This is a genomic window from Ramlibacter paludis (genome assembly GCF_022012305.1).
GTDB classification, from domain to species: domain Bacteria; phylum Pseudomonadota; class Gammaproteobacteria; order Burkholderiales; family Burkholderiaceae_C; genus Ramlibacter; species Ramlibacter paludis.
Window position 1 is genome coordinate 964070 of the sequence record NZ_JAKLTM010000001.1, and the last position, 22857, is coordinate 986926.

25 protein-coding genes and 1 tRNA gene are annotated in these 22857 nt (G+C 67.9%); 14 read left to right on the forward strand and 12 right to left on the reverse strand.

What is annotated here, in order from left to right:
* Positions 1-13 precede the first annotated feature (13 nt).
* Together LZ009_RS04965 and LZ009_RS04970 are read left to right on the forward strand one after the other, a co-directional pair.
* The gene (locus LZ009_RS04965; protein ID WP_275696759.1) at positions 14-874 is read left to right on the forward strand and encodes a formate dehydrogenase accessory sulfurtransferase FdhD; all 861 of its coding nucleotides are present in this window, start codon (positions 14-16) and stop codon (positions 872-874) included.
* Between the two features lies 1 nt (position 875).
* Entirely contained in the window at positions 876-2282 is a 1407-nt protein-coding gene (locus tag LZ009_RS04970; protein WP_275696760.1) for a C13 family peptidase, read from the forward strand.
* Here LZ009_RS04970 and LZ009_RS04975 read toward each other — a convergent pair.
* On the reverse strand, positions 2279-4414 hold the full coding sequence (locus tag LZ009_RS04975) for an ATP-binding protein (protein WP_275696761.1): 2136 nt from the start codon (positions 4412-4414) through the stop codon (positions 2279-2281). The two genes, LZ009_RS04970 and LZ009_RS04975, sit on opposite strands and share 4 nt — an antisense overlap.
* Positions 4415-4565: 151 nt before the next feature.
* Here LZ009_RS04975 and LZ009_RS04980 point away from each other — a divergent pair, with 151 nt between their 5' ends.
* Both LZ009_RS04980 and LZ009_RS04985 read left to right on the forward strand, forming a co-directional pair.
* The gene (locus tag LZ009_RS04980) at positions 4566-7088 is read left to right on the forward strand and encodes an ABC transporter permease (RefSeq protein ID WP_275696762.1); all 2523 of its coding nucleotides are present in this window, start codon (positions 4566-4568) and stop codon (positions 7086-7088) included.
* 21 nt (positions 7089-7109) lie between these two features.
* Positions 7110-7514, forward strand: a complete 405-nt coding sequence (locus tag LZ009_RS04985; RefSeq protein ID WP_275696763.1) for a group II truncated hemoglobin — start codon at positions 7110-7112, stop codon at positions 7512-7514.
* Here LZ009_RS04985 and LZ009_RS04990 read toward each other — a convergent pair.
* Complete coding sequence (locus LZ009_RS04990) at positions 7511-8119, reverse strand: Smr/MutS family protein (protein WP_283254118.1); 609 nt, start codon at positions 8117-8119, stop codon at positions 7511-7513. The genes LZ009_RS04985 and LZ009_RS04990 overlap by 4 nt on opposite strands.
* Positions 8120-8148: 29 nt before the next feature.
* Positions 8149-8826 carry a RadC family protein gene (gene radC / locus LZ009_RS04995; protein ID WP_275696764.1) on the reverse strand — a complete coding sequence of 226 codons (678 nt, stop codon included), beginning with the start codon at positions 8824-8826 and terminating at the stop codon, positions 8149-8151.
* Positions 8827-8880: 54 nt separating this feature from the next.
* On the opposite strand from radC, the gene LZ009_RS05000 reads away from it, so the two are divergent.
* Genes LZ009_RS05000 through LZ009_RS05010 form a run of 3 tightly spaced genes read left to right on the forward strand, consistent with a single transcriptional unit; the run spans position 8881 to position 11230 of the window.
* Complete coding sequence (locus LZ009_RS05000; protein WP_275696765.1) at positions 8881-9357, forward strand: FKBP-type peptidyl-prolyl cis-trans isomerase; 477 nt, start codon at positions 8881-8883, stop codon at positions 9355-9357.
* Positions 9354-10289 carry a 4-hydroxy-3-methylbut-2-enyl diphosphate reductase gene (gene ispH / locus LZ009_RS05005; RefSeq protein ID WP_275697118.1) on the forward strand — a complete coding sequence of 312 codons (936 nt, stop codon included), beginning with the start codon at positions 9354-9356 and terminating at the stop codon, positions 10287-10289. The genes LZ009_RS05000 and ispH overlap by 4 nt, the downstream gene beginning before the upstream one ends.
* Positions 10286-11230, forward strand: coding sequence for a threonine/serine dehydratase (locus LZ009_RS05010; RefSeq protein ID WP_275696766.1), 945 nt, complete (start codon positions 10286-10288; stop codon positions 11228-11230). Before ispH ends, LZ009_RS05010 begins: the two co-directional genes overlap by 4 nt.
* 4 nt (positions 11231-11234) lie before the next feature.
* Here the strand turns inward: LZ009_RS05010 and LZ009_RS05015 are convergent, their stop codons facing one another.
* The gene (locus tag LZ009_RS05015; protein WP_275696767.1) at positions 11235-11651 is read right to left on the reverse strand and encodes a VOC family protein; all 417 of its coding nucleotides are present in this window, start codon (positions 11649-11651) and stop codon (positions 11235-11237) included.
* 59 nt (positions 11652-11710) lie between these two features.
* Between LZ009_RS05015 and serS the strand changes: the two genes are divergently transcribed.
* A complete protein-coding gene (gene serS, locus LZ009_RS05020; protein ID WP_275696768.1) occupies positions 11711-13021 on the forward strand; it encodes a serine--tRNA ligase in 1311 nt (436 codons plus the stop codon).
* Here serS and LZ009_RS05025 read toward each other — a convergent pair.
* Positions 13018-13560, reverse strand: a complete 543-nt coding sequence (locus tag LZ009_RS05025; protein WP_275696769.1) for a hypothetical protein — start codon at positions 13558-13560, stop codon at positions 13018-13020. The two genes, serS and LZ009_RS05025, sit on opposite strands and share 4 nt — an antisense overlap.
* Positions 13561-13725: 165 nt before the next feature.
* Between LZ009_RS05025 and LZ009_RS05030 the strand changes: the two genes are divergently transcribed.
* The 3 genes from LZ009_RS05030 (at position 13726) to LZ009_RS05040 (ending at position 15630) form a co-directional block, all read left to right on the forward strand.
* A tRNA-Ser gene (locus LZ009_RS05030) sits at positions 13726-13816 on the forward strand.
* Positions 13817-13961: 145 nt separating this feature from the next.
* On the forward strand, positions 13962-15119 hold the full coding sequence (locus tag LZ009_RS05035) for an ImmA/IrrE family metallo-endopeptidase (protein WP_275696770.1): 1158 nt from the start codon (positions 13962-13964) through the stop codon (positions 15117-15119).
* Positions 15112-15630 (forward strand): DUF4411 family protein, encoded by a 519-nt coding sequence (locus LZ009_RS05040; protein WP_275696771.1) that lies wholly within the window; start codon positions 15112-15114, stop codon positions 15628-15630. The genes LZ009_RS05035 and LZ009_RS05040 overlap by 8 nt, the downstream gene beginning before the upstream one ends.
* A 54-nt stretch (positions 15631-15684) precedes the next feature.
* On the opposite strand, the gene LZ009_RS05045 is transcribed toward LZ009_RS05040, so the two are convergent.
* From LZ009_RS05045 to LZ009_RS05070, 6 genes are all read right to left on the reverse strand, one after another.
* Positions 15685-16080, reverse strand: a complete 396-nt coding sequence (locus LZ009_RS05045; protein ID WP_275696772.1) for a BrnA antitoxin family protein — start codon at positions 16078-16080, stop codon at positions 15685-15687.
* Between the two features lie 234 nt (positions 16081-16314).
* A complete protein-coding gene (locus tag LZ009_RS05050; RefSeq protein ID WP_275696773.1) occupies positions 16315-17136 on the reverse strand; it encodes a hypothetical protein in 822 nt (273 codons plus the stop codon).
* Positions 17123-17338, reverse strand: a complete 216-nt coding sequence (locus LZ009_RS05055; RefSeq protein WP_275696774.1) for a hypothetical protein — start codon at positions 17336-17338, stop codon at positions 17123-17125. The genes LZ009_RS05050 and LZ009_RS05055 overlap by 14 nt, the downstream gene beginning before the upstream one ends.
* Before the next feature lie 10 nt (positions 17339-17348).
* On the reverse strand, positions 17349-17570 hold the full coding sequence (locus tag LZ009_RS05060; protein ID WP_275696775.1) for a helix-turn-helix transcriptional regulator: 222 nt from the start codon (positions 17568-17570) through the stop codon (positions 17349-17351).
* Positions 17571-17660: 90 nt separating this feature from the next.
* The gene (locus tag LZ009_RS05065) at positions 17661-18902 is read right to left on the reverse strand and encodes a tyrosine-type recombinase/integrase (RefSeq protein ID WP_275696776.1); all 1242 of its coding nucleotides are present in this window, start codon (positions 18900-18902) and stop codon (positions 17661-17663) included.
* Positions 18903-19109: 207 nt separating this feature from the next.
* Positions 19110-20318, reverse strand: coding sequence for an MFS transporter (locus LZ009_RS05070; RefSeq protein WP_275696777.1), 1209 nt, complete (start codon positions 20316-20318; stop codon positions 19110-19112).
* A gap of 99 nt (positions 20319-20417) precedes the next feature.
* Here LZ009_RS05070 and LZ009_RS05075 point away from each other — a divergent pair, with 99 nt between their 5' ends.
* Positions 20418-21350 carry a LysR family transcriptional regulator gene (locus tag LZ009_RS05075; RefSeq protein WP_275696778.1) on the forward strand — a complete coding sequence of 311 codons (933 nt, stop codon included), beginning with the start codon at positions 20418-20420 and terminating at the stop codon, positions 21348-21350.
* Between the two features lie 27 nt (positions 21351-21377).
* Here the strand turns inward: LZ009_RS05075 and LZ009_RS05080 are convergent, their stop codons facing one another.
* Positions 21378-21779 (reverse strand): hypothetical protein, encoded by a 402-nt coding sequence (locus tag LZ009_RS05080; RefSeq protein WP_275696779.1) that lies wholly within the window; start codon positions 21777-21779, stop codon positions 21378-21380.
* Between the two features lie 176 nt (positions 21780-21955).
* Here LZ009_RS05080 and LZ009_RS05085 point away from each other — a divergent pair, with 176 nt between their 5' ends.
* The gene (locus LZ009_RS05085) at positions 21956-22441 is read left to right on the forward strand and encodes a peroxiredoxin family protein (protein ID WP_275696780.1); all 486 of its coding nucleotides are present in this window, start codon (positions 21956-21958) and stop codon (positions 22439-22441) included.
* Positions 22442-22506: 65 nt separating this feature from the next.
* Positions 22507-22857, forward strand: a complete 351-nt coding sequence (locus LZ009_RS05090) for a type II toxin-antitoxin system prevent-host-death family antitoxin (RefSeq protein ID WP_275696781.1) — start codon at positions 22507-22509, stop codon at positions 22855-22857.

Genomic DNA, 22857 nt, shown 5'->3' on the forward strand with positions numbered 1-22857 from the left:
GTACTGTGCCGCCATGGCCTTGCCCACCCTCACCGCCGCCAGCGCGCCGCTGACCCGCAGCGTCGAAGTCGTCAACGCCCACGGCGAAACCGAAACCATCTCCATTCCCGCCGAACGGGCGCTGACCCTGTACGTCGACAAGCGCGAACTCGTCACGCTGATGACGCTGGGCGCGCATCCGGAATGGCTGGTGCTGGGCTACCTGCGCAACCAGCGGCTGGTGAGTGCGATTGCGGACATCGCCTCCGTGACGGTCGATTGGGACGTCGGGGCGGCCGCCGTCCACACGCGCGGCGGCATCCGCGACATCGAGGAGCGCACGGCGACGCGCGTGGTCACCACCGGCTGCGGCCAGGGCAGCGTGTTCGGCGGGCTCATGGACGAACTCGATGCGATCCAGCTGCCGCCGGCGCGCATCACGCAGGCGCAGCTCTACGGCATCGTCAACGCGATCCGGCTCCAGGAGAGCACGTACAAGTCGGCCGGCTCCGTGCATGGCTGCGCGCTGTTCCAGGGCGAGGCCATGCAGCTGTTCGTCGAGGACGTGGGCCGCCACAACGCGATCGACACCATCGCCGGCTGGATGTGGCTGCGCGACGGCGACACACCGCCCGCGCAAACCGCCGAGGCGCCGCTGGTCTTCTACACGACCGGCCGGCTCACCAGCGAGATGGTGATCAAGTCGGCGCAGATGGGCGTGGCGATCGTCATTTCCCGCAGCGGCATCACGCAGATGGGCCACGAGATCGCGCAGAAGCTGGGCTTGTGCACGGTGGGCCGCGCGACCGGCCGCTCCTTCCTCTGCTACACCGGCCGCGAGCGGCTGGAACTGCAGCCGGCGCTGGCCGGCCAGCGCCTGCGTTCGGCGGCGTGAGATGAACGACAGCGTCATCGCCTCCGAGCCGGAGCTCGCGCCCGTACCGCCGCCGGCCACGGCCTTGCCCTTGGGCGACTGGCTGCGCGAAGGGGTGCGCAGCGGACTGCTGCTGGCGCCGCGCGTGGGCCTCGCCGTACCGCGCCCGCTGCAGCTCGTGCTGATCGTCCTGGTCACGACCGCGATCGAGATGGCCCTGGGGCGGCTCGAAGTGGCCGGGCCGGCGTACTTCAACCTGCGCGGCTACCTGGCCACCTGGTGGGGCTCGGGCGCGACCGTGCTGCTGGTCTGGGCGCTGCTGGGGACGAATGTCGCCAGCTGGTTCGCGCTCTGGATGGTGGCGGCGATGCTGCCCGGCGTCGTGTCGCAGGCCATGAGCGCGCTGCAGGCGCACGAACTGCTCGGCGACGTCTTCGCCGAGTCCGCGCTGCTCGCCTGGTGCGTCTACTTCGGCCTGCTGGCCTGGACGGTGGCGATCGCCTTGCGCCTGGGCCGGCACTTCGGGCTGCATCGCAAGCGGCTGCTCGCGCTGGCGGTGGGCCTGTGCGCGATCTTCGGGCTCTCGACCTGGCAGATCCCGGACCGTCCCTGGGAAGCCGAGGCACCCGCGCAGGAGCCGGCGCCGCGCCTGGCCTTGAGCCAGGAGGTGTTCGAGGCGCAGCAGACCGTGTGGCAGCAGGCCGTGCAGCTCGCGCCGCAGCGCCCCGGCGTGGTCGATGTCTACGGCCTGGTGTTCGCGCCCTATGGCACCGAAGACGTCTTCCTGCGCGAGAGCACTCTGGTCGCCGACGTCCTGGCGCAGCGCTTCGATGCGCAGCACCGCGTGCTGCAGCTGGTGAACAACCCGGCGACCGGCACGACGCATCCGTGGGCGACCACGCTCAACCTGGTGCGCGCCATCGACGCCATCGCCGACCGCATGGACAAGGAAGAGGATGTCCTCGTGGTCTACCTGACCTCGCATGGCGCCAGCAATTTCCAGCTGGCCGCGGCCAATCCGCCGCTGGAAGTCGACGCCCTCAGTCCCGGCGACCTGCGGCGCGCGCTCGACGAAGCCGGCATCCGCAACCGCGTGATCGCCATCTCGGCCTGCTTCTCGGGCGGCTGGGTCGGGCCGCTGGCGAGCGACACCAGCCTGGTGATGACGGCGGCCGATGCGGAGCACACTTCCTATGGCTGCGGCAGCCGCTCCGAGCTGACCTTCTTCGGCCGCGCGATGTTCGACGAGCAGTTGCGCAAGACGCACTCGTTCGAACAGGCCTTCGCCGCGGCGGTCCCCGTGATCAAGGGGCGCGAAGTCGAGGCACGCAAGCCGGACGGCTTCTCCAATCCGCAGATCAGCGTGGGCGGGAAGATCGGTCCGGTGCTGCAGGCCCTGGAGCGGCGGCTCGACGGGGCGAAGCCCTAGGCCCCGCGCGCCGCTTCCATCATCGCCTGCACCTTGCGCGCCAGCGCCGACATGGCGAAGGGCTTGGTGATCAGTTCCGTGCCCTCCGGCAGGAAATCGGTGCGCTCCGCGGCCGCTGCCGCATAGCCGGTCATCAGCAGCACCGGCAGGCCGGGACGCTTCGCGCGCGCCATCTCGGCCAGCTGCCGGCCATTCATGCCGGGCAACCCCACGTCGGTGACGAGCAGGTCGATGCGGCCGTCCGCCTGCAGGAAGCGCAGCGCGGCGTCGCCGTTGGCGGACTCGATGGTGCGGTAGCCCAGCTCGTGCAGCACCTCGATCACCAGCATGCGCACCGACGGCTGGTCCTCCACCACCAGCACCACCTCGCCGCCGCCGCGCGGCACTTCGCCGGGCTCGGGCGCCTGCGGTTCCACCACCGGGGCGTGGCGCGGCAGGTAGAGCGTGGCCACCGTGCCGTGGCCCGGCGCGCTTTCCAGCCGCACGCCGCCGCCGGACTGGCGCGCGAAGCCGTAGATCATCGACAGGCCGAGCCCGGTGCCCTGGCCGACGGGTTTGGTCGTGAAGAAGGGTTCGAAGGCGCGCGCCAGCACCTGCGGATCCATGCCCGCGCCGCTGTCGCTCACCGTGATGCAGGCGTAGTCGCCCGGCTGCATGGTTTCCTGCCCGGGCAGCTGCAGCTCGCCCAGCGTGGCATTGCCGGTGGCGATGCGCAGGCGCCCGCCCTCGGGCATCGCGTCGCGCGCGTTGATCGCCAGGTTGAGGATCGCCGCCTCGAGCTGGTTCTCGTCGCACAGCGCGTTCCAGGCGTTGGGATCCGGCGTGACCTGCAGCGCCACGTTCTCGCCGAGGGTGCGGCGCAGCAGGTCGTCCATCGACTGCACCAGCGTGTTGACGTTGACCACCTTGGTGTCGAGCGACTGGCGCCGGGCGAAGGCCAGCAGACGGTGCACCAGCGCCGCGGCGCGGCGGGCCGACTGCAGCGCCGAATCGGCGAAGCGCTCGATTTCGGCGGGCTGGCCGTTGGCGTAGCGGCGCCGGATCACCTCGATGGAGCCGGTGATGCCTTGCAGCAGGTTGTTGAAATCGTGGGCGATGCCGCCGGTGAGCTGGCCCAGCGCCTCCATCTTCTGGCTCTGGTGCAGGCGGGCCTGGGCTTCCTCGAGGTCCCGCGTGCGCTCCTTCACCCGCTGCTCCAGCTGCGCGTTGAGGGCGCGCAGCGTCTCCTCGGCCTCGCGCCGGCGGTCGATGTCGATCAGCACGCCGGGAAAGCGCGCGGGCCGCCCTTGCGCATCCAGTTCGACCCGCCCGTTGGCTTCGATCCAGCGCCAGCTGCCGTCTTCGCGCGGCACGCGGTATTCGGCGCTGTAGGCGCCGCCCTGCGCCATGGCCGCGGCGATGCGCGCATTCACCAGCGCCATGTCGGCCGGGTGGATGGACTGCTTGACCTGCTCCAGCGGCAGGCCTTGCTGCAGCGGTACCGGATCCATGGCAAAGGTGCGGGCGAAGCGCTCGTCGCCGGTGAAGCGGTCGTGAACGATGTCCCAGACCCAGGCGCCCAGCACGGCCCCGGCGTTCAGCGCCAGCTCGAGCCGCTCGGACTCGGTGCGCAGCCGCGCCTCGCTTTCGGCCAGGGCCTGCGCCGCTAGGACGCGCTGGGTGGTTTCGCTGACGATGCACAGCACGCCCTCGACCTCGCCCGATTCACCGCGGATCGCCGAATAGGAGATGTCGAAGTAGACCTGCTCGAGAAAACCCTGCCGGTTGATCTGGAAGGGCCGGTCGCGCGCGGCGACGGTCTCACCGGTCTGCCACACCGAATGCAGCAGCGGCCCGAGGTCGTCCCAGAGCTCGGCCCAGCCCTCGCGCGCGGGGCGGCCCAGGTTGAAGGGATGCTTGGTGCCGATGGTCGGCGCGTAGGCATCGTTGTAGAAGGTGACGAGCTCTGGACCCCAGAAGACCACCATCTGCGCCTGGGAAGGCAGCATCAGGTTGATGGCCGTGCGCAGGCTTTGCGGCCAGCCGTCCATGGGGCCGAGGAGCGTGGCGCCCCAATCGTGGCTGCGGATGCGATCCGCCATCTCGCCCTCGTGGCGCAGCCATCGCCGGCGCGCCGATTCCTGCAGCTGCATCGCTGGGTCCGCAAAAAGTCCGGCCCGCCTGCCGGACCGCTGAGCTATTCTGGCTTACCGCCCGACCGTGGCGCGTAGGCGATTGCCCCGACCTGAGCCTCGGGCTGCGGGCTCACGGTGCGCTCAGACTTTTCGGGTAAGGTCGCGGCCCATGATCCCCAACTCTGCCTGGTCCCTGGGCTGGCGCACCCTCTGGCGCGATTTGCGGGCGGGCGAACTGCGCCTGCTGATCGTGGCGGTGACCCTGGCCGTGGCAGCGCTCACCGCCGTCGGCTTCTTTGCCGACCGCTTGAAGGGCGGCCTGGCGCGCGATGCCCGCCAGCTGCTGGGCGGCGATGCCGTGGTCGTGAGCGACGCGCCCACGCCGGCTGCCTTCGTCGAGCGGGCCCGCGCCCTGGGCCTGCAGAGCGCGACCACGCTGGTGTTTCCTTCGATGGGCCGCGCACCCGATGCGCAGGGCGGCGCCAGCCGGCTGGTGGCCCTGAAGGCCGTGCCGGCGGGCTATCCCTTGCGCGGCAGCCTGCAGGTGGCCGATGCGCTCGACAAGGCAGGCAGCACGACCCGCGACGTGCCGGCGCGCGGCGAAGCGTGGGCCGACCCGGCGTTGCTGGAGGCGCTGGCCCTGAAGGTGGGCGATCCCCTGCTGCTGGGCGATGCGCAGCTTCGCATCGCACGCGTGATCACCTCGGAGCCCGATCGCGGCACCGGCTTCCTCAACTTCGCGCCGCGCGTGATGATCAACGAAGCGGATCTCGCCGCCACGCGCCTGGTGCAGCCGGCCAGCCGCGTCGGCTACCGCTTCGCCGTGGCGGGACCGGATGCGCAGGTCGCGCAGTTCACCGCCTTCGCCGATGCGGAAGCGAAGAAGGCCGAAGTGCGCGGTGTGCGCATCGAGTCGATGGAAAGCGGCCGGCCCGAGATGAAGCAGACGCTGGACCGCGCCGAGAAATTCCTCAACCTGGTCGCGCTGCTGGCGGCCTTGCTGAGCGCGGTGGCCGTGGCGCTGGCCGCGCGCGGCTTCGCCGGCCGCCACCTGGACGACTGCGCGATGCTGCGCGTGCTGGGCCAGAGCCAGCGCACCATTGCCTGGAGCTACGCCTTCGAGTTCGCGCTGGTGGGCCTGGCGGCGAGCCTGGTGGGCGTGCTGGTGGGTTACGCGGTGCACTTCGTCTTCGTCGCGATGCTGGGCGGCCTGGTCGAGACCTCGCTGCCCGGCCCCGGCATCTGGCCGGTGCTGTTCGGCATGGGCATGGGGCTCACGCTGCTGTTTGCCTTCGGGCTGCCGCCGGTGCTGCAGCTGGCGCAGGTGCCGCCGCTGCGCGTGATCCGGCGCGACGTCGGCAACCTCAAGCCGGCCTCGCTGCTGGTGCTGGGGATCGGCGTGGCGGGCTTCGTCGCCCTGCTGCTGGCGGCGAGCAGCGACCTGAAGCTGGGACTGATCGCGGTCGGCGGCTTCGGCGGCGCCGTGCTGGTGTTCGCGGGCCTCAGCTGGCTGGCGGTGAAACTGCTGCGTCGCGTGGTGAACGAGGCGACCGCGCCGCGCTGGCTGGTGCTGGCCACGCGCCAGATCGGCGCGCGGCCCGCCTACACCGTGGTGCAGACCAGCGCGCTCGCCGTGGGCCTGCTGGCGCTGGTGTTGCTGGTGCTGCTGCGCACCGACCTCATCGCCAGCTGGCGGCAGGCGACGCCGGCCGATGCGCCGAACCGCTTCGTGATCAACGTCCTGCCCGAGCAGAACGAACCCTTCCTGAAGATGCTGCGCGACGCCGGCGTGCAGCGCTACGACTGGTACCCGATGTTCCGCGGCCGCCTGGTGGGCGTGAACAGCCGCAGCGTCAGCCCCGACGACTTCGCCGAGGACCGCGCCAAGCGGTTGGTGGACCGCGAGTTCAACCTCTCCTTCGCCGCGCAGCAACCCGCCCACAACCAGCTGGTGGCGGGGCGCTGGCAGCCGGAAGAAGCCGGCGCGGTCAGCGTGGAAGAGGGCCTGGCCACCACGCTGGGGCTCAAGCTCGGCGACGTGCTGCGCTTCGACGTCGGCGGCATGCAGAGCGAGGCGAAGATCACTTCGCTGCGCAAGGTCGACTGGAGCTCGATGCGCGCGAACTTCTTCGTGATGTATCCGGTGAGCGCGCTGCCCGACATGCCCATCACCTACATGGGCGCCTTCCGCGCGCCGGCGAAGAAGGGCTTCGACAACGAACTGGTGCGGACCTTCCCCAACGTGACGGACGTCGACATGACGGCGACCCTGAACCAGGTGCAAGGCGTGCTGGACAAGGTGATCCGCGCGGTGGAATTCCTGTTCGGCTTCACGCTGGCCGCCGGCCTGATCGTGCTGTTCGCCGCGGTGACGGCGACCCGCGAGGAGCGGGCGCGCGAGTTCGCGATCATGCGCGCCGTCGGCGCGCGCGGCAGCTTGCTGCGGCAGGTGCAGCGGGCGGAGCTCGCGGGCGTGGGGCTGCTGGCGGGCTTCCTGGCGGCGAGCGTGGCTTCCGTCGTGGGCTGGGGCTTGGCGAAGTACGCCTTCGATTTCACCTGGACGGCGTCGCCGCTGGTGCCGCTAGCTGGCGCGGCTGCGGGCGCAGTGCTTGCACTCGCGGCGGGCTGGTGGGGCCTGCGCGAAGTGCTGAGCCGCCCGGTGGTGGAGACCCTTCGCAGGGCGGCTGAATGAGGTCTGCCCGACAATAGGCGGATGGAGATCGAAGACAAGCCGCCGCACGAAACCCCTTTCGCATGGATCGGCGGCGAAGAGAAGGTGCAGGCGCTGGTCGACCGCTTCTACGACCTGATGGACCTGGAGCCCAGGTACGCCGCCTTGCGCGCTGCGCATGGCACCGAGCTGGAGCGCGCACGCCAGAACCTGTTCTGGTTCCTCTGCGGCTGGCTGGGCGGACCCCAGCACTACACCGACCGCTTCGGCCATCCGCGCCTGCGCATGCGGCACATGCCCTTCAAGATCGGCATCCTCGAGCGCGACCAGTGGCTCGCTTGCATGGACGAAGCGATGGGAGACGTGGGGGTCGATCCGGTCCTGCGCGAGCGCCTGAAGACGTCCTTCTTCCAGACCGCGGACTGGATGCGCAACGCGCCGGGTTAAGCCGGCGACGGCTTCAAGAGGACGATCAGCGCCCCGGCGCCGCCCTCGTCCCCCCGCGCCTGCACGAAGGCCAGCACCTCGTCCTTCTGCACCAGCCAGCCGTGCACCTTGCCTTTCAGCACCGGCGTCTTGCCCGGTGAGCCGAGGCCCTTGCCGTGGACCACGCGCACGCAGCGCAGGCCCAGCTTCACGGCATCGCGCAGGAAGGTCGCCAGCGCCTCGCGCGCGTCCTCCGTGCGAAACCCATGCAGGTCGATTTCGCGCTGGATGCTCCAGTGGCCGCGCCGCAGCTTGCGCGCCACGTCGATGCCGATGCCCGGGCGGCGAAAGCTCAGGGCTTCGTCCACTTCCAGCAGCGTCGACGCATCGAAGTGGTCGCTGATCGCTTCCTTCAGCACGCGCTGGTCGTCGAGCTGGCGCTGCACCGGGATCGGCGCCGGCGGTTCCGGGACGTGATGCACCTTGCCGTGCGAGGGCAGGCGCTGCACTGCGCCTGCGGCGCGCTGGAACAGGTTGCGCTCGGCATCGAGCCGCTTCTGCTTCAGGGCCGCCGCCGCGGCCCTTTCCTGCGCCAGGCGCTCCTGTTCGGCCAGATGCCTGCGCATCGCCTCCAGGTCCTGCAAAGACTTCGCCTTCAAAGCAATCCTTTTTCCGCCATCGACAAGGCGTGCCCCGGCGCCACGATCACGTGGTCCAGCACCCTCACGTCCACCAGCGCCAGCGCGGCCTTCAGGGTCTGCGTCAGCGCCTCGTCGGCACGTGAAGGCTGCACCGTGCCACTGGGGTGATTGTGCGCGAGGACCACCGCGGCCGCGTGATGCTGCAAGGCCTTGAGCACGACTTCGCGCGGGTACACGCTGGTCTGAGTCAGGGTGCCGCGGAAGAGTTCTTCCAGCGCGATGAGCTTGTTCTGCGCGTCCAGGAAGAGGGCGGCAAACACCTCGTGCGGCTTGCGCGCCAAATGCAGCTGCAGGTAATTTTTCACGGCGTCGGGCGAGCCGAAGACTTCACGCGCCTTCAGCTGCTCGGCGACGGCGCGCCGCGCCAGCTCCAGCACCGCCAGCAGCTCGGCACGTTTGGCCGTGCCCCCGAGGCCCTTGATGGTCTTGAGTTCGGCGCCACTCGCATGCAGCAGGCCAGCCAGGCCGTCGAAGCGCGCCAGCACCTCGCCCGCCATCTGGAAGACGCCGCGGCCCGCGGTGCCGGTGCGCAGCAGCAGGGCCAGCAGCTCGGTGTCGCTGAGGGCAGCGGGGCCGCGCGCCAGCAGCTTTTCGCGCGGCCGGGTGTCGGCGGGCAGGTCTTTCAGGGCCATCGGGTGCTTGCCGCCCGTCCTTTTTACAATGGGGGCCAGTTGAACGGAATCTCCATGCCTTCCTCCGCGCCCCGGGTCCACCCGGGCTCCTTCCTCACGCTGCACTACCGGCTGGCCGGTCCGGGCGGCGACATCATCAATACCTTTGCCGACAAGCCGGCCACCCTCACGCTGGGGACCGGCGAGCTCTCGCCCGCGGTCGAACAGCGGCTGCTGGGACTCCAGGAGGGGGCGCGGGCGCAATTCGAGATTCCGGCGGGCGAGGCGTTCGGCGAACGCAATCCCGAGATGGTGCAATGGGTCGCACGCAAATTGCTGGTGCAAATGGGCGATCCCGATGAGACTTATTTCGTGGGCGACGTGGTGCAATTTCCCACCCCGGACGGCCTGGGCCAGTACGCCGGGGCCGTGCGCGAGCTCGGCGCGGACAAGGACGGCGACGGCAAGCCCGATGCGGTGCTGTTCGACTTCAACCATCCCCTGGCGGGCCAGCCCGTGACCTTCGAAGTGCAACTGATCGGGGTGCTCTGATGGGGCCCGAAGAGATCCTGCTGGCCGAGCCGCGCGGTTTCTGTGCCGGCGTCGACCGGGCCATCGAAATCGTCGAGCGCGCCCTGGCGAAATTCGGCCGGCCGATCTACGTGCGGCACGAGATCGTGCACAACACCTTCGTCGTCGACGACCTCAAGTCGAAGGGCGCGATCTTCATCGAGGACCTCGCCGACGTGCCGCCCGGTGCCACGCTGGTGTTCTCCGCCCACGGCGTGAGCAAGGCCGTGCAGCGCGAGGCCGACGCGCGCGGCTTCCACGTGTTCGACGCCACCTGTCCTCTGGTGACCAAGGTGCACGTCGAGGTGGCGAAGCTGGCGAAAGAGGGCTACGAGTTCATCATGATCGGCCACAAGGGACATCCCGAGGTCGAAGGCACGATGGGCCAGCTCGATCACGGCATCCACCTGGTGGAAGACGTGGCCGACGTGGCGAACGTGCATCCGGCGCAGACGGAGAAGCTCGCGGTGGTCACGCAGACCACCTTGTCGACCGACGACGCCGCCGAGATTACCGCGGCGGTCAAGCGCCGCTTCCCGACGATCCGCCAGCCCAAGCAGCAGGACATCTGCTATGCCACGCAGAACCGGCAGGACGCGGTGAAGCTCATGACGCAGGTGGTGGACGTGCTGATCGTGGTGGGCAGCCCCACCAGCAGCAACAGCAACCGCCTGGCCGAGCTCTCGCGCAAGCTGGGGGTGCCGGCCTACATGGTCGACAACCCCTCCGAGCTGCGGGCGGAATGGCTCGAAGGCAAGCAGCGCGTGGGCCTCACCGCCGGCGCGTCCGCGCCCGAGGTGCTGGTGCAGGACGTGGTGGCGCGCGTGAAGGCGCTGGGCGCCGTGTCCGTGCGCAAGATGGACGGCATCCAGGAAACGGTGAAGTTCCCGCTGCCCAAGGGCCTGAAGCTGTGAACTGGGCCACCGCCATCGACGCCGCGGCGCAGCGTTTCGCGCGCGATGGCCATGGCTTCATCCGCCGCACGCCGCTGTGGCAGCTGCCCGGCGCGGCGCTCGGCATCGATTGCCGCGAAGTCTGGCTGAAGCTGGAGCACCTGCAGTCCAGCGGCAGCTTCAAGGCGCGCGGCATGTACAACCGGCTGCTGGCGCATCCGATCCCCTTCAGCGGCGTGATCGTCGCGTCGGGGGGCAATGCGGGCATCGCGACGGCCGCCGCGGCGCGCGCGCTGCACGTGCGCTGCGAAGTCTTCGTGCCCACCGTCTGCAGCCCGGCCAAGCAGTCCAAGCTGCGCGAGCTGGGCGCGAAGGTGGTGGTCACGGGCTCCGTCTATGCGGAAGCGCTGGAGGCCTGCCTGCAGCGGCAGAAGGAAACCGGGGCGCTGCTGACGCACGCCTATGACCAGCCCGAGGTGGTGGCGGGCGCCGGCACCGTGGCCCAGGAGATCGAGCATCGCGCGGGCCGCGCGCCCGACAGCGTGCTGGTGAGCGTGGGCGGCGGCGGGCTGATCGCCGGCATCGCGGCCTGGTTCGAGCAGCGCAGCCGCGTGGTGGCGCTGGAGCCCGAGCTGGCCCCCACGCTCTATCGCGCGCGCGAGAACGGCGCGCCGGTCGACGTGGACGTGAGCGGCATCGCGGCGGATTCGCTGGGCGCCAAGCGCATCGGCGCGATCGCGTGGGAGGTCACGCAGCAGCACGTGCCGCAGGCGCTGCTGCTGCCCGATGCGGCGATCCTGGCGGCGCAGCAGGCCTTGTGGAAGGACTTCAAGCTGGCGGTGGAGCCGGCCGCGGCGCTGGGCCTGGCCGCGCTGCGCACCGGCGCCTACCAGCCCGCGAAGGACGAGAACGTCTGCCTCGTCATCTGCGGCGCCAACGTGGACCCGGCGACGCTCGCCTGAGAACTCATTCGCAGCTGACCATCCACGGCACGCCGAACTTGTCCTTCAGCATGCCGAAGTGGCCGCCCCAGAACGGCGGCGCGAAAGGCATCGTCACCTGGCCGCCGGCGGCGAGCGCCTCGAACACCTTGCGGGCGCGATCGACGCCGTCCTTCATCCAGACCGAGACGGTGAAGCCGCTGAAGCCGCCATGCGGGTAGTTGGGCGGCAGGTCGCTGCCCATGATCTGTGCGCCGTCGGCCTCCACGGTGGCGTGCATCACCTTCTGCTTCCAGTTGGCGGGCAAATCCTTGTTGTCCATCGGCGAGCCTTCGAAGCGCATGATGTTGGCGACCTTGCCGTCCAGGCACCTCGCGTAGAAATTCAGGGCTTCTTCGCAGTTGCCGGCGAAGCTGAGGTAGCAATCGAGCTGCATGGCCATGGGAGTCCTCTCAAGGGTGGGCGCTCATGGTACGCAGCCCGCCGAATAAAATCATCCCCATGCTCGACATCAACCAGTTACGCAAAGACCTGCCCGGCGTGGTAGCCCGCCTGGAAAAGCGCAAGTCGCCCCAGGCCTTCCTGGACGTGGCGGCCTTCCAGAGCCTGGAAGCCGAGCGCAAGACCATCCAGACCCGCACCGAAGAGCTGCAGGCGAAGCGCAACGCGCTCAGCAAGCAGATCGGCCAGCTCAAGTCCAAGGGCGAGTCCGCCGACGCCGTGATGGCCGAAGTGGCGCAACTCAAGGGCGAGCTGGAGCAGTCGGCCGCGCGCCTGGAGCAGATCCAGCCGGAGATGCAGGCGCTGCTGCTGGCCGTGCCCAACCTGCCGCACGACAGCGTGCCCGTGGGCGCCGACGAAAGCGGCAACGTCGAAGTGCGCAAGTGGGGCACCCCGCGCAAGTTCGACTTCGCGATCAAGGACCACGTCGACCTCGGCGAACCCTTCGGTCTGGACTTCGCGCTGGGCGTGAAGCTCAGTGGCGCGCGCTTCACGGTGATGAAGGGCCAGATCGCCCGCCTGCATCGCGCGCTCGCGCAGTTCATGCTCGACACGCAGGTCGAACAGCACGGCTACACCGAGTGCATCACGCCGGTGATCGTCAACGAGGCGACGCTGCGCGGTACCGGCCAGCTGCCGAAATTCGAGGCCGACCTGTTTGCCGTCAGCAAGGGCGGCCAGGAAGGACTGGGCGCCGAGGACCAGCAGGCGCTGTACCTGATCCCGACCAGCGAGGTGACGCTCACCAACTTCATGCGCGACGAGGTGGTGCCGGAAGCGCAGCTGCCGCTGAAGCTCACGGCGCACACGGGCTGCTTCCGCTCGGAGGCGGGCAGCGCCGGCCGCGACACGCGCGGCATGATCCGCCAGCACCAGTTCGAGAAGGTCGAGATGGTGCAGATCGTGCATCCCGAGCGCAGCTACGAAGCGCTGGAAGAAATGACGGGTCACGCCGAAGCGATCCTGCAGAAGCTGGGCCTGCCGTATCGCGTGGTGCTGCTGTGCACGGGCGACATGGGCTTCGGCTCGACCAAGACCTACGACCTCGAAGTCTGGCTGCCGGCGCAGGACACCTACCGCGAGATCAGCTCCGTGAGCAACTGCGAGGCCTTCCAGGCGCGCCGGCTGCAGGCGCGCTACAAGACCGCGCAGGGCAAGAACGAGCTGGTGCACACGCTCAACGGCTCGGGCCTCGCGGTGGGCCGGACGCTCGTCGCGTTGCTCGAGAACTACCAGAACGCCGATGGCAGCGTGACGGTGCCCGAGGTGCTGCGGCCCTACATGGGCGGCCTGGCGGTTCTGAAAGCCTAGCTCTCGCCCATGTGAACCCAGTCGGGTTCCGCGAGCGACGCGAGGTACTTCGCCATCGCTTCGAGCTTGCCGTGCCGCGCGGCCCATTCGATGTGCTCGCGGAAGTGCAGGCGGCGCTGCAGGTTCGACATGGTTGCCCAGCCGTCCTGGGTCGGCGGAGGACGCAGATCCGCGTAGTGGTCGCCTTCCAGCAGGACGTAGAGCGCCGACCACAGCATAGTCCGCGGGGAGACGCGGTTGTGGCGGCGGGCGAACGCGATCACGTCGTCGACGCTCCAGCGGTCACCGGCGTGGGGCTGCTGCGCGGGGGCGCCGGGCGCACTCGTCGCCAGCGGCACGACGGCCGAAGGCTGGGTGTCGGCGAAGGCCAGGTCCATCCGCCGCGACTCTTCGTTGAAAGCGTCCCAGAGCGACTCGCCGCCTTCGTGCACGTCCGGGCTGGGCGGCGGCTGCAGCCAGTCGTCCGCGCTCCAGCCGGGCTCCGTGCGCGGCGCGCCGGGCGGCCGGGGGTGCGGGGTGCGGTTCCTTCCGAAGACCATGGAACCATCTTGGGAACGGCCCTGCTGCGCCGGCGTAGGCGGCTGGCTAAGGGTGGCCGTAGTAGTCGCGGCCGGCGTGGAAAATTGCTGCCTTGGGGCTGCGGCATGGCAGGGCCAGGGAGCCTCGGCTACAATAGCGGCCTTCGCACCACGCGAACCGAATCAGGAGCGGTGGCAGAGTGGTCGAATGCGCCGGACTCGAAATCCGGTGTACGGTTATACCGTACCGTGGGTTCGAATCCCACCTGCTCCGCCACATAGCTAGATTTCACGCGGCCTCCCGGGCCCTCTAGCTGTTCTACCCCACAAAGAGCCCCACAATGGCATGTCCGCTTAGTCCGGCTGCTTTTGTGTGCGGTTTCCCCTCGTGACGGTCCCCCACGCGACCGTAAGATGCACGCATGTCCTCCCTCAGCATTTCCCGCCCGGTCCTTGAATGGGCTGCCGACAGGCTGGGGACGACCGTTGATGGGCTCGCAAAAGATCTTGCAGCGCCGTCGCGCGCCCAGCGCTTTCTTAAGGGCGAGTTGACGACGACCCAAGCAGTAGCGCTGGCTAAAAAAACCGGCATTCCGTTCGGCTTTCTTTTTCTCAGCGAGCCGCCGGAACTGCAGCGCAGGGAGATCCCTGACCTACGTCAGACTCCGAACGCGGAGCCACTCGGCACTGCGTTCTTCGAACTCCTCGACGACATCGACGCCAAGGTCGCATGGTTCCGTCAGCGCCTCAAGGTAGACGAGATATCCGGCCCCGAGTTTGTTGGCCGGTTTAGTGAAAAGGTGGTGACGCCTATAGCAGTTGCTCAAGACATCGATCGAACACTGAAATTGCACGAGATCGATCGGGAGAAGGTAACCGATCATGGAGCGTTGTTCGGGCTCATTTCGCGGCGCCTCGAGGATTTGGGCGTTCTGGTCTTCCGCAGTGGCGTGGCGAAGGGGAACCCCCACAAGCCACTGCCGGTCACCGAGTTTCGCGGGTTCGCTATCGCCGACGCGGAAGTGCCAGTCGTGTTTGTGAACGGACGTGACTCGCCGGCGGCCTGGATATTCACGCTGCTGCACGAAGCTGCCCACATTTGGCTAGGTGTCAGTGGCGTTTCTGATTCGTCCGCTTCCACGATTCAGAAGCCGAAAGGAACAGAGGCGTTTTGCAATCAGGTCGCGGCGGAGGTCCTTACGCCGGAGAAAGAGTTCAAGCGCTATTGGGTGAACCTTGATGCCGCCGAAGCTATCCCGGCGCTGGCACGGCACTTTAAAGTCAGTCGCTTAGTGGTCGCGCGACGAGCACTTGATTTCGGTTTCATCAGCCAAGCCCGCTACGACGAAGTCGCCAGCGCTTCGGTGCCGACAAAGAAACAGTCCGGTGGAAATCCATATGCGACGATTCCGATCAGGAGCAGCAGGCGCTTTACTTCCGCAGTGCTGAACAGCGCGGTAGCGGGTGAAACGCTCTTAAAGGAAGCGGCCCGGCTGTTAAATTCTTCGCCAGATACCGTTATGGAACTGTATCGACGACGCGCCAGCGGCGGTCCCGAGGAAGACTTTGCCGATGCCTAAATACCTCTTCGACTCGAACGTATTCATCCAGGCCAAGAATCTGCACTATCGGTTTGGGTTCTGTGGTGGCTTTTGGGATTGGGTTGAGGCTGGCCATGACAAGCACTTGTTCTTCTCCGTGAAGAAGGTGCAAGCAGAGTTGAATAGTGGGAAAGACGGTGACGAGTGCAAGGCGTGGGTGCAAAAACTCCCGGCAGCGTTTTTCGTCAACGACACGTCTGACAAGGCCGTGATGAAAGTCTATGCGGATCTCATGACCTGGGCCGCAACTTCGACTCACTATCTACCGGCGGCGAAAGCTGAATTTGCAGGCGTCAAGGAGGCCGATCCATTCCTTATCGCTGTTGCAAAGACGCATGGCTATACCATAGTGACGCACGAGCAGTCCAACCCCCAGAAGAAGAACAAGATTCCCCTGCCCGATGCAGCCGCACATTTCGGCGTGACTACCGCCTACGTTTACGATGTGCTTTCGCAGCACGCAAGCTCCACGTTCAAATTGAAGGTGTGAGGTGTTCGGAGGCAGAAGAGCTCTGCCTTGCATCGCGGTCGCTGGGGTGCGCGGCTATGCGCCCGCCCCGGTCCGGGAAGCACATACAAGCCACTGGCGCAGTGCGCGCACCATGAGGGTCTGGTAGCCCTCGCTGCCCGTTGCGCGCGCCTTGAAGTCTTCCAGCATCCCGCGCGGCACGCGGATACTGATGCGGACAGACTTGCCGCTGCTGGCGCTGGCGCTGGCGCTGGTGCTGGTGCTGGTGCTGGGTGCCGCCGCCGGTGCCTTAGCTGCATCGCTTACCTCGGCCACGGGTTCTGGCACCACAAGGTCTTCGAATGGGAGGTCGAGATCGGCAACGGGAAGGTCGAGGTCGATGACGGGCAGATCCGCGAAGGCGTCGAACTGGTCGAACTCGAGGCCGAGGTCCCGCAGGTTGGCGTTACGCTTCGATTCAGGGGTGTGCATACATCTCTCGGAATTGGGGGAAAAAACTTCTCACCAAGGGCTTCGCTGCCCTCGATTTCTTATAGGGGGTGCAAGGTCAGGGGTTGCGGTTCATGCGAACAGGTGCAACCCCTTCGTGACGAACTGGCTGCAACCCCTTCAGGCCGCGTCGGCACTGGCTCCAATGCCGTTGCGCCGGACATGCTCTTCCCGGAGGGAAGAGCAGGCAGCAAAGAACAGTCACCAATGACTGACTCACGGAGGGAGCGCTGCGAGTCGGAGCGCCTCCTGCGCGGCCCGCACCTGCTTCGTGAACCCCTGTCGTGTGACCTGCTCACCGGCCAGCATGCTCCAGTGGTGCGAACCCTTTGCGTAGCTACGACCTGAAAGCACGAAGGTGCGCAACATAGCCGCACGCCGCGCCGCCACTTCATGCGCTGGGTGCCTCTGTGCCTTGTCTGGCTTCTGAGAAGCGGCGTCCAGCAGCTGACGCTCCAGTTCAACGAACTTGCGGCGCTCTAGCGCCCGCCGGTCGGCGCGCATCTGATTTGTCGGCATTGTCATCAGCGTTGCACGGTCGGCATCCTCTAGCGCCAAGCCCTTGCTGCACCAGTGCGCCAGCGAGTAGCGGGGCTGCACGTAGACGAAGTTCCGGCGCGCCGTCGCATGCCACCCGTGCGAAGCCGGGGGCTGCTTGAAAAGCCCTTGCCAGCCCCTGAACCGCGTCCTGTGCTCCGGGTGGCGGCGACAGAACCAATAGAGGTCGGCGCTCCAGGTGACGTAGAGAGTCTGTTCGTCCGTGTCGTTTGCGGGCCATCGGAGAGCCGGAGGCAGGTCCCGGCGATCCAGTTCAAGATGCAAGGCCCACAGCATGAGGGGGTCCGCGGTTGTTTCCAAGCGCGCGACGAGGGTCGCTGTGCTGGCCTGTGGCAACGCGGCCACCCGCGCACGCAGGGTGGGCAGTTCGGGGCTACCGCGCTTCTCGGCGATCAGTTCGGAGATGCTGGCGAGCGGAAAGCTCGCGAGATGGTGAACTGCTCGTGGCTCGCGCGCGCGCCCTGCGTCAGCGCGAAGCATCGCCAGCCGCTGATGCCAAGTCCACAATGCGCGCAGAGGGCGAGGCGTAGATGAACCTGTCGGGATGCGTTCGAACTATCGCTGCAAGGTCCGCCCACCGCTCGCCATCGGGGTGATACTGCGCGACCCACTCGACGAAGCGCGCGACGGCCTCAACTGAGTAGCGGACGGGGGTCTCGGCATGGCCTTCGGTGAACTCCATGTTTCGGTCCTCAGTGCGCCACCGTGGGACGAGTGGCAAGCCACTCCTCGATGTCGGCGAGCAAGAAGCCGATGGCCTGCTGCCCAAGGCGGCGCGGAACGGGAAAGCGACCCTGTGCGCGGAGGCGGTCGATCGTGGGTAGGGAAAGGCCCAGAAGGGCGGGGAGCTCGGTGCGGCGAATCACTAGCCGTTGACTGCTCCCGGCGGGCGTTGAGGTGTGCTGATTGTTCATGGCACAACTCATTGTAGGGAGCGCGTCAGTAGTTCCTTTTGGCTAATTCGCCGCACAGGTGCACGCGACTGGCGTTATTGCGACTGCGTATTACGCGCGCTTGCGCGAAGGTAAGCGGACCACGGTCCCACTTACCGCATAGGGCGTCGCCACGAACTTAGCCCAGTCCTGCATCAGGGCGCGGCGCTTCTCCAGCACGTCCGAACGGTGATAGGCGGCTTCTACCGAGTTGGTGAGCGTGTGCGCGAGCGCTCGCTCGGCGAGTTCGCGCGGGTAGTTGGTGCATTCGGCGACCCAGTCTCGGAACGTGCTGCGCAGGCCGTGGGGCACTGAGTCGAGCCCCATGCGCCGCATGACGGCGGTGAGGCTCATGTCGCTCAGTTGGCCGCCACGTGCGGCGGGGAAGAGCAGATCAGAACCCTCCATCCGGGATAGCCCCTGCAGCAGCTTCATGGCTGCAGCGGATAGCGGCACGCGGTGTTCCTTCTTGCCCTTCATGCGTTCGGCAGGGACGATCCAGAGCTTCGCGTCGAGGTCTATCTCCGCCCATGTCGCACCGCGGACTTCTCCCGAGCGTGCAGCCGTCAGCAGCGCGAACTCCAACGCCCGTGCGCCGGTGCCAGAGCGCTCGCGCAATGCTTCATAGAAATCGGCCGCCTTCTTGACCGGAACGGCGGGGTGGTGCTCCACCTTCGTGATCTTCTTCGGCGCTGCCAGCAGCTTGTCCAGATGGCCCCTCCAGCGTGCCGGGTTCTCGCCGGTGCGGTAGCCCCTCACTTTGGCCCAGTCGAGGACGAGTTCGACGCGGCCGCGCACGCGCGTTGCCGTCTCCGTCTTGCTGCTCCAGATCGGCTCCAGCACGGTCAGGACGTGGGCTTGCTGGATGTCGGACACGTGCATCTTGCCAATCACGGGGAAGGCGTAGGTTTCAAGGGTCGCGCTCCACTGCGCGGCGTGCTTCGCGTTCTTCCACTCGGCCGATTTCGCGTCGATGTAGGAGCGTGCGGCCTGTTCGAACGTGACGGAAGCGGCCTGTTGCGCCCGCAGAAGGCTTTGCGCCTGCTGGCGCTGGAGGATGGGGTCTGTGCCCTGGTCGATCTGTTCGCGCGCGTTACGGGCCTTCTCGCGAGCTTGCGCGAGCGTCACCCCGGGGAACTGGCCGAGCCCCATGTCTCGGCGTTTCGTGCCCACAGTGGCTCGGAGAATCCAAGACCGCGCGTGCGTCGGCGTGACTTGCAGCGCGAGCCCCGGCACCCCGCCGACCGGGTGAAGCCCTGGCGCCTTCAAGCGGCCGACTTCCAGCGCTGACAGTTCACGTGCGACCTTCGGCATTCAAACCCCTCAAACAACCCAACAAAACAGTTGAGGTCAGATGATACGCGATGACTTCGCTTGAATGGCCTATACATCGTTTTCCCAATGGGAAATTCGCCATCGGCGTGCTCGGTGACGCTGGATGAAACCGGCTGAAGTTCGGCGGAGGCGGACACCTGCTCCGCCAACCCCCATCCCGTACCCAGCCGACTGGCGTCCCGCGTCTTAGCGGCGCGCCTGCACCGCGAGCGCACCAGCCGCAGCCGCGGCGGCGAGTGCCATGACCGCGCTCCAACCGCCATAGGCCAGCAGCAGGCTGCCCAGGCCGGAGCCCGCCGCCATCCCCAGGAACATCGACGTCATCAACACCACGTTGAGGCGACTGCGCGCAGCGCCATCGAGCCCATAGACGATCGTCTGGTGGGCGATCAGCGCGCCCTGGACGCCGAGGTCGAAGACAACGGTGCCCACGGCCAGCAGCGCGAGCTGGCCGAACGGCGGCAATGCATTGCCCGCACCCATGGCGGCGAAGGCTGCGGCGGCGAGGGCCGCTGCGATGCGCACGACATACAACGGTCCCTTGCGATCGGCGATGCGTCCCGCGAAGGGCGCTGCCAGGGCGCCAGCTGCGCCCGCGAGGCCGAAGGCTCCGGCCGCTGCGCTGCCCAGGTGGAAGGGCGCGGCATGCAGCATCACGGCGAGGGTGGACCAGAAGGCGCTGAAACCCACGGCAAGGAGGGCTTGCGCGAGTGCCGCCCTCCGCAGCGGCGCGTACTGCCGCAAGAGGCTTCCAAGCGATCGCAGCAGCGCGCCGTAGCCGAGGACGGAGCCTGCCGGGAACGAAGGCAGCGATCGCGCAGTCACGACGGCCACGATGGCAACGCTCCCTGCGGCCAGGACGAACATGCTCCGCCAGCCGTACTGCTCGGCCACCAAGCCGCTGACCACCCGCGACAGCAGGATGCCCAGCAGCAGCCCCGTCATCACGGTACCCACCATGCGGCCGCGGCTGGCCGTGGGCGCCAGGGCAGCGGCGGCCGGAACGAAGTCCTGGGCCACGGTTGCGGTGATGCCAATCAGGACACTGGCTGCCAGCAGGGCGTGCACCGAAGGCGCGAGCGCTGCGAGCAGCAGTGCGATCACCAGTGCGCCGGCTTTTGCCAGGATCACGCGGCGGCGGTCGAAGCGGTCCGCCAGGCTCCCGAGCAGCACGAGTCCGGCGGCATAGCCAAGTTGGGTGGCCGTCGGGATCCAGCCCGTGAGCCAGGCCGGTGCCTCCAATTCCGCCCCGATCACGCCGAGAAGAGGCTGGGCGTAATAGATCGAAGCCACCGAGAATCCGGCCCCGGCGGCCAGGAGCAACATCAGCGCCCGACTGGGGGTGGCGGTCCGGGCACTCGCAGCGCGGTCATGCGGCAAGCAAATGTCAGTCATCAGTGAAAACCCTTGAAATCGACGGAGAGGCGTGACTATGCGCGTGCGCCTTCGAGGGCGGAAGGTGCGCAGGCGGCAAAACCGATATACGCTTGGCGCATGACCATCGCCATTCCTGCTGGCGCCGCCGGCGATCGCATCCTCTTGCTGGAGACCTTCGTCCGCATCGTCGAAGCAGGCAGCCTGTCCGCGGCAGCACCCCTGCTCGGCGCCACGCAGCCCACCATCAGCCGGCGATTGCGCGCCCTCGAAGATGCGCTCGGCGTGCAGCTGCTGCAGCGCTCGACCCATGCGATGCGGCTCACCACCGATGGCGAACGTTGCTACGACCGGGCTCGCACCCTCCTGGCCGACTGGGCCGCGTTCGAGGTGGACATGGGTGGCGCGGGCGCCGAACCCGAGGGCCTGTTGCGGGTGGCGGTGCCGCATGCCTTCGGCCAGGACAAGTTCGTCGCGCCGCTGGCGGACTTCCTGCATGCGCATCCGAAAACCAGCGTCGAGTGGCTGCTCATGGACGATGTCGCCGATGCGCTTTCGAAGGGCATCGACTGCGCGATCCAGGTCGGTGAGCCGACCGACCCTTCCGTGGTGGCGGTGCGCCTGGCGGAAGTCCGGCGCACCGTGGTGGCATCGCCGTCGCTCCTCACGGGAGGCCTCGTACCCGACGAGCCCGAAAAGCTGGCGGCGCTGCCGTGGCTGGCCTTGCGCACCTATTACCGCACCGAGCTTGCACTGACCCACGTGCGGACGAGGGAGAGCCGCAAGCTGGCGCTACGCCCCCGGGTCAGCACCGACAGCCTGTACGCCTTGCGTGCGGCGGCGCTGCGCGGCCTGGGCGCCTGCGCGGCCTCGGCCTGGCTGGTTGCCGACGACATTGCACGCGGCGACCTCGTGCAGCTGGCGCCCGACTGGCAGCCGGCGCCGCTGCCGACCTGGATCACCTACCCCCATGCCCCGCACTATCCGTCGCGGCTGCTGCGATTTGTCGCCGCCATGCGCGATGCCGTGCCCGGCATCGTCGGAAGCAGTTAGGAACCAGGCACGCTTTCGCGCTCGCCGCTACAACGCGCAGTCGTCATCCGCGGGATCGAACCCCGTGGCGGGCTGCGGGCTCTCACGCATCCTCAACTCCGGCCAGCGGTGCAGCGCGATCTCCTGCACCGCGCACACCCACGCCTGGCGATAACGCTCGACGCTCTTGCGACCGCGCGGGATCTGCTCGGTGCCGGCAATCAGCAAAGCCTCGCGCACGCGAACGATCCTGGCGCCTTCCAGGCGCGGCAGCAGCTCGTCGCGGGTGCCGGGCTTGAACAGGTAAGCCATGGACTGCCGCCGGCCGCGCCAGCCGGCTTCGAAGGCCTCCAGCCGCAGGTCGCCCGGGATTCCCTCGCGCCCCATGGCGGCACGGTCCTGCCGCTCGCCGCGATAGCGCAGGCGGTACACGTAAAGCAGCACGGGCACTCAACCCTGCGCAATCGTGGGCCGGTGCGGGGAATGAGGGGCTGGAAGGTCCATGGGGTCTTGCTCTTCGGCTGTCACTGTGGAAGCGTACAGTAAACTGCTGATCCCTTGAAGGCGTTTACCTCGCCAGCCGCCGGCGTGACTGCATCGTGCTGGACAGGCGGCACAATCCGCCCATGGGCACCACACGCAGGAACTGGATCGCCGCCGCGGCAAGCTTGCCTTGGGCCTGGCGCGCCGCTGCCGCTCCGGCGGTCGGCAGCAAGCTCGCCCTGCCCGACCTGCCCTTGATCGAGGGCGGCCAGTTCCGCGCATCCCAGGCGGAGGGCCTGGTCACCGTCGTCTACTGGTGGGCGAGCTGGTGTCCCTTCTGCGCGGAGATGTCGCCGAGCATCGAGAAGCTGTGGCAGTCGCAGCGCGACCGCGGCTTGACCGTCCTGGGGATCGCCATCGACAAGACGGTCGAGCCGGCGCGCGAGTACCGCCGGCGCAAGGGCTACACATTCCCCAGCGCCTGGGTCGCTTCCGACACGGCGCGCGTGCTGCCCCAAGTGCGCAAGGTCCCGATGCTCTGGGTGCGCGGACGCGACGGCCGCGTCGTCATGGCCGAAACGGGCCAGCTGTTTCCGGAAGACATCGAGCAGATCGCGCGCTTCACCTGAAGCCATCCTGGAAAAATGCCAGAATTTCCTGAATATGGCAAAATGGTCGCACTCAGGAGGCTTGCATGTTCGCTGAAATGCCCGCGCTGGAAGACCTGCCGCGCCAGACCGCTTCCGACGTGAAGAACAAGTGGCGCGAAGTGGTGCGCGAGGTGCGCGCTGCCGGCAGCGTCGCCATCACCAACCATTCTTCGGTGGAAGTGGTGCTGGTGGACGCAGAGGCCTACCGGCAACTGGCGGCCGGCGCCGCGGCCCTGAGGGAACGCGAGCGCTCGGTGCTGGACCAGCTCTCCGCCCAGTTCGACGAGCGCCTGGCGAGCCTGCAGGCGGCCAAGGCGGGCAGCAAGGCCGCCGCCGTCTTCAAGCGCAAGGGCAAGCTGGCGTCCAGCCGGCCGAAGGCAGGCCCCGCTTTCTGA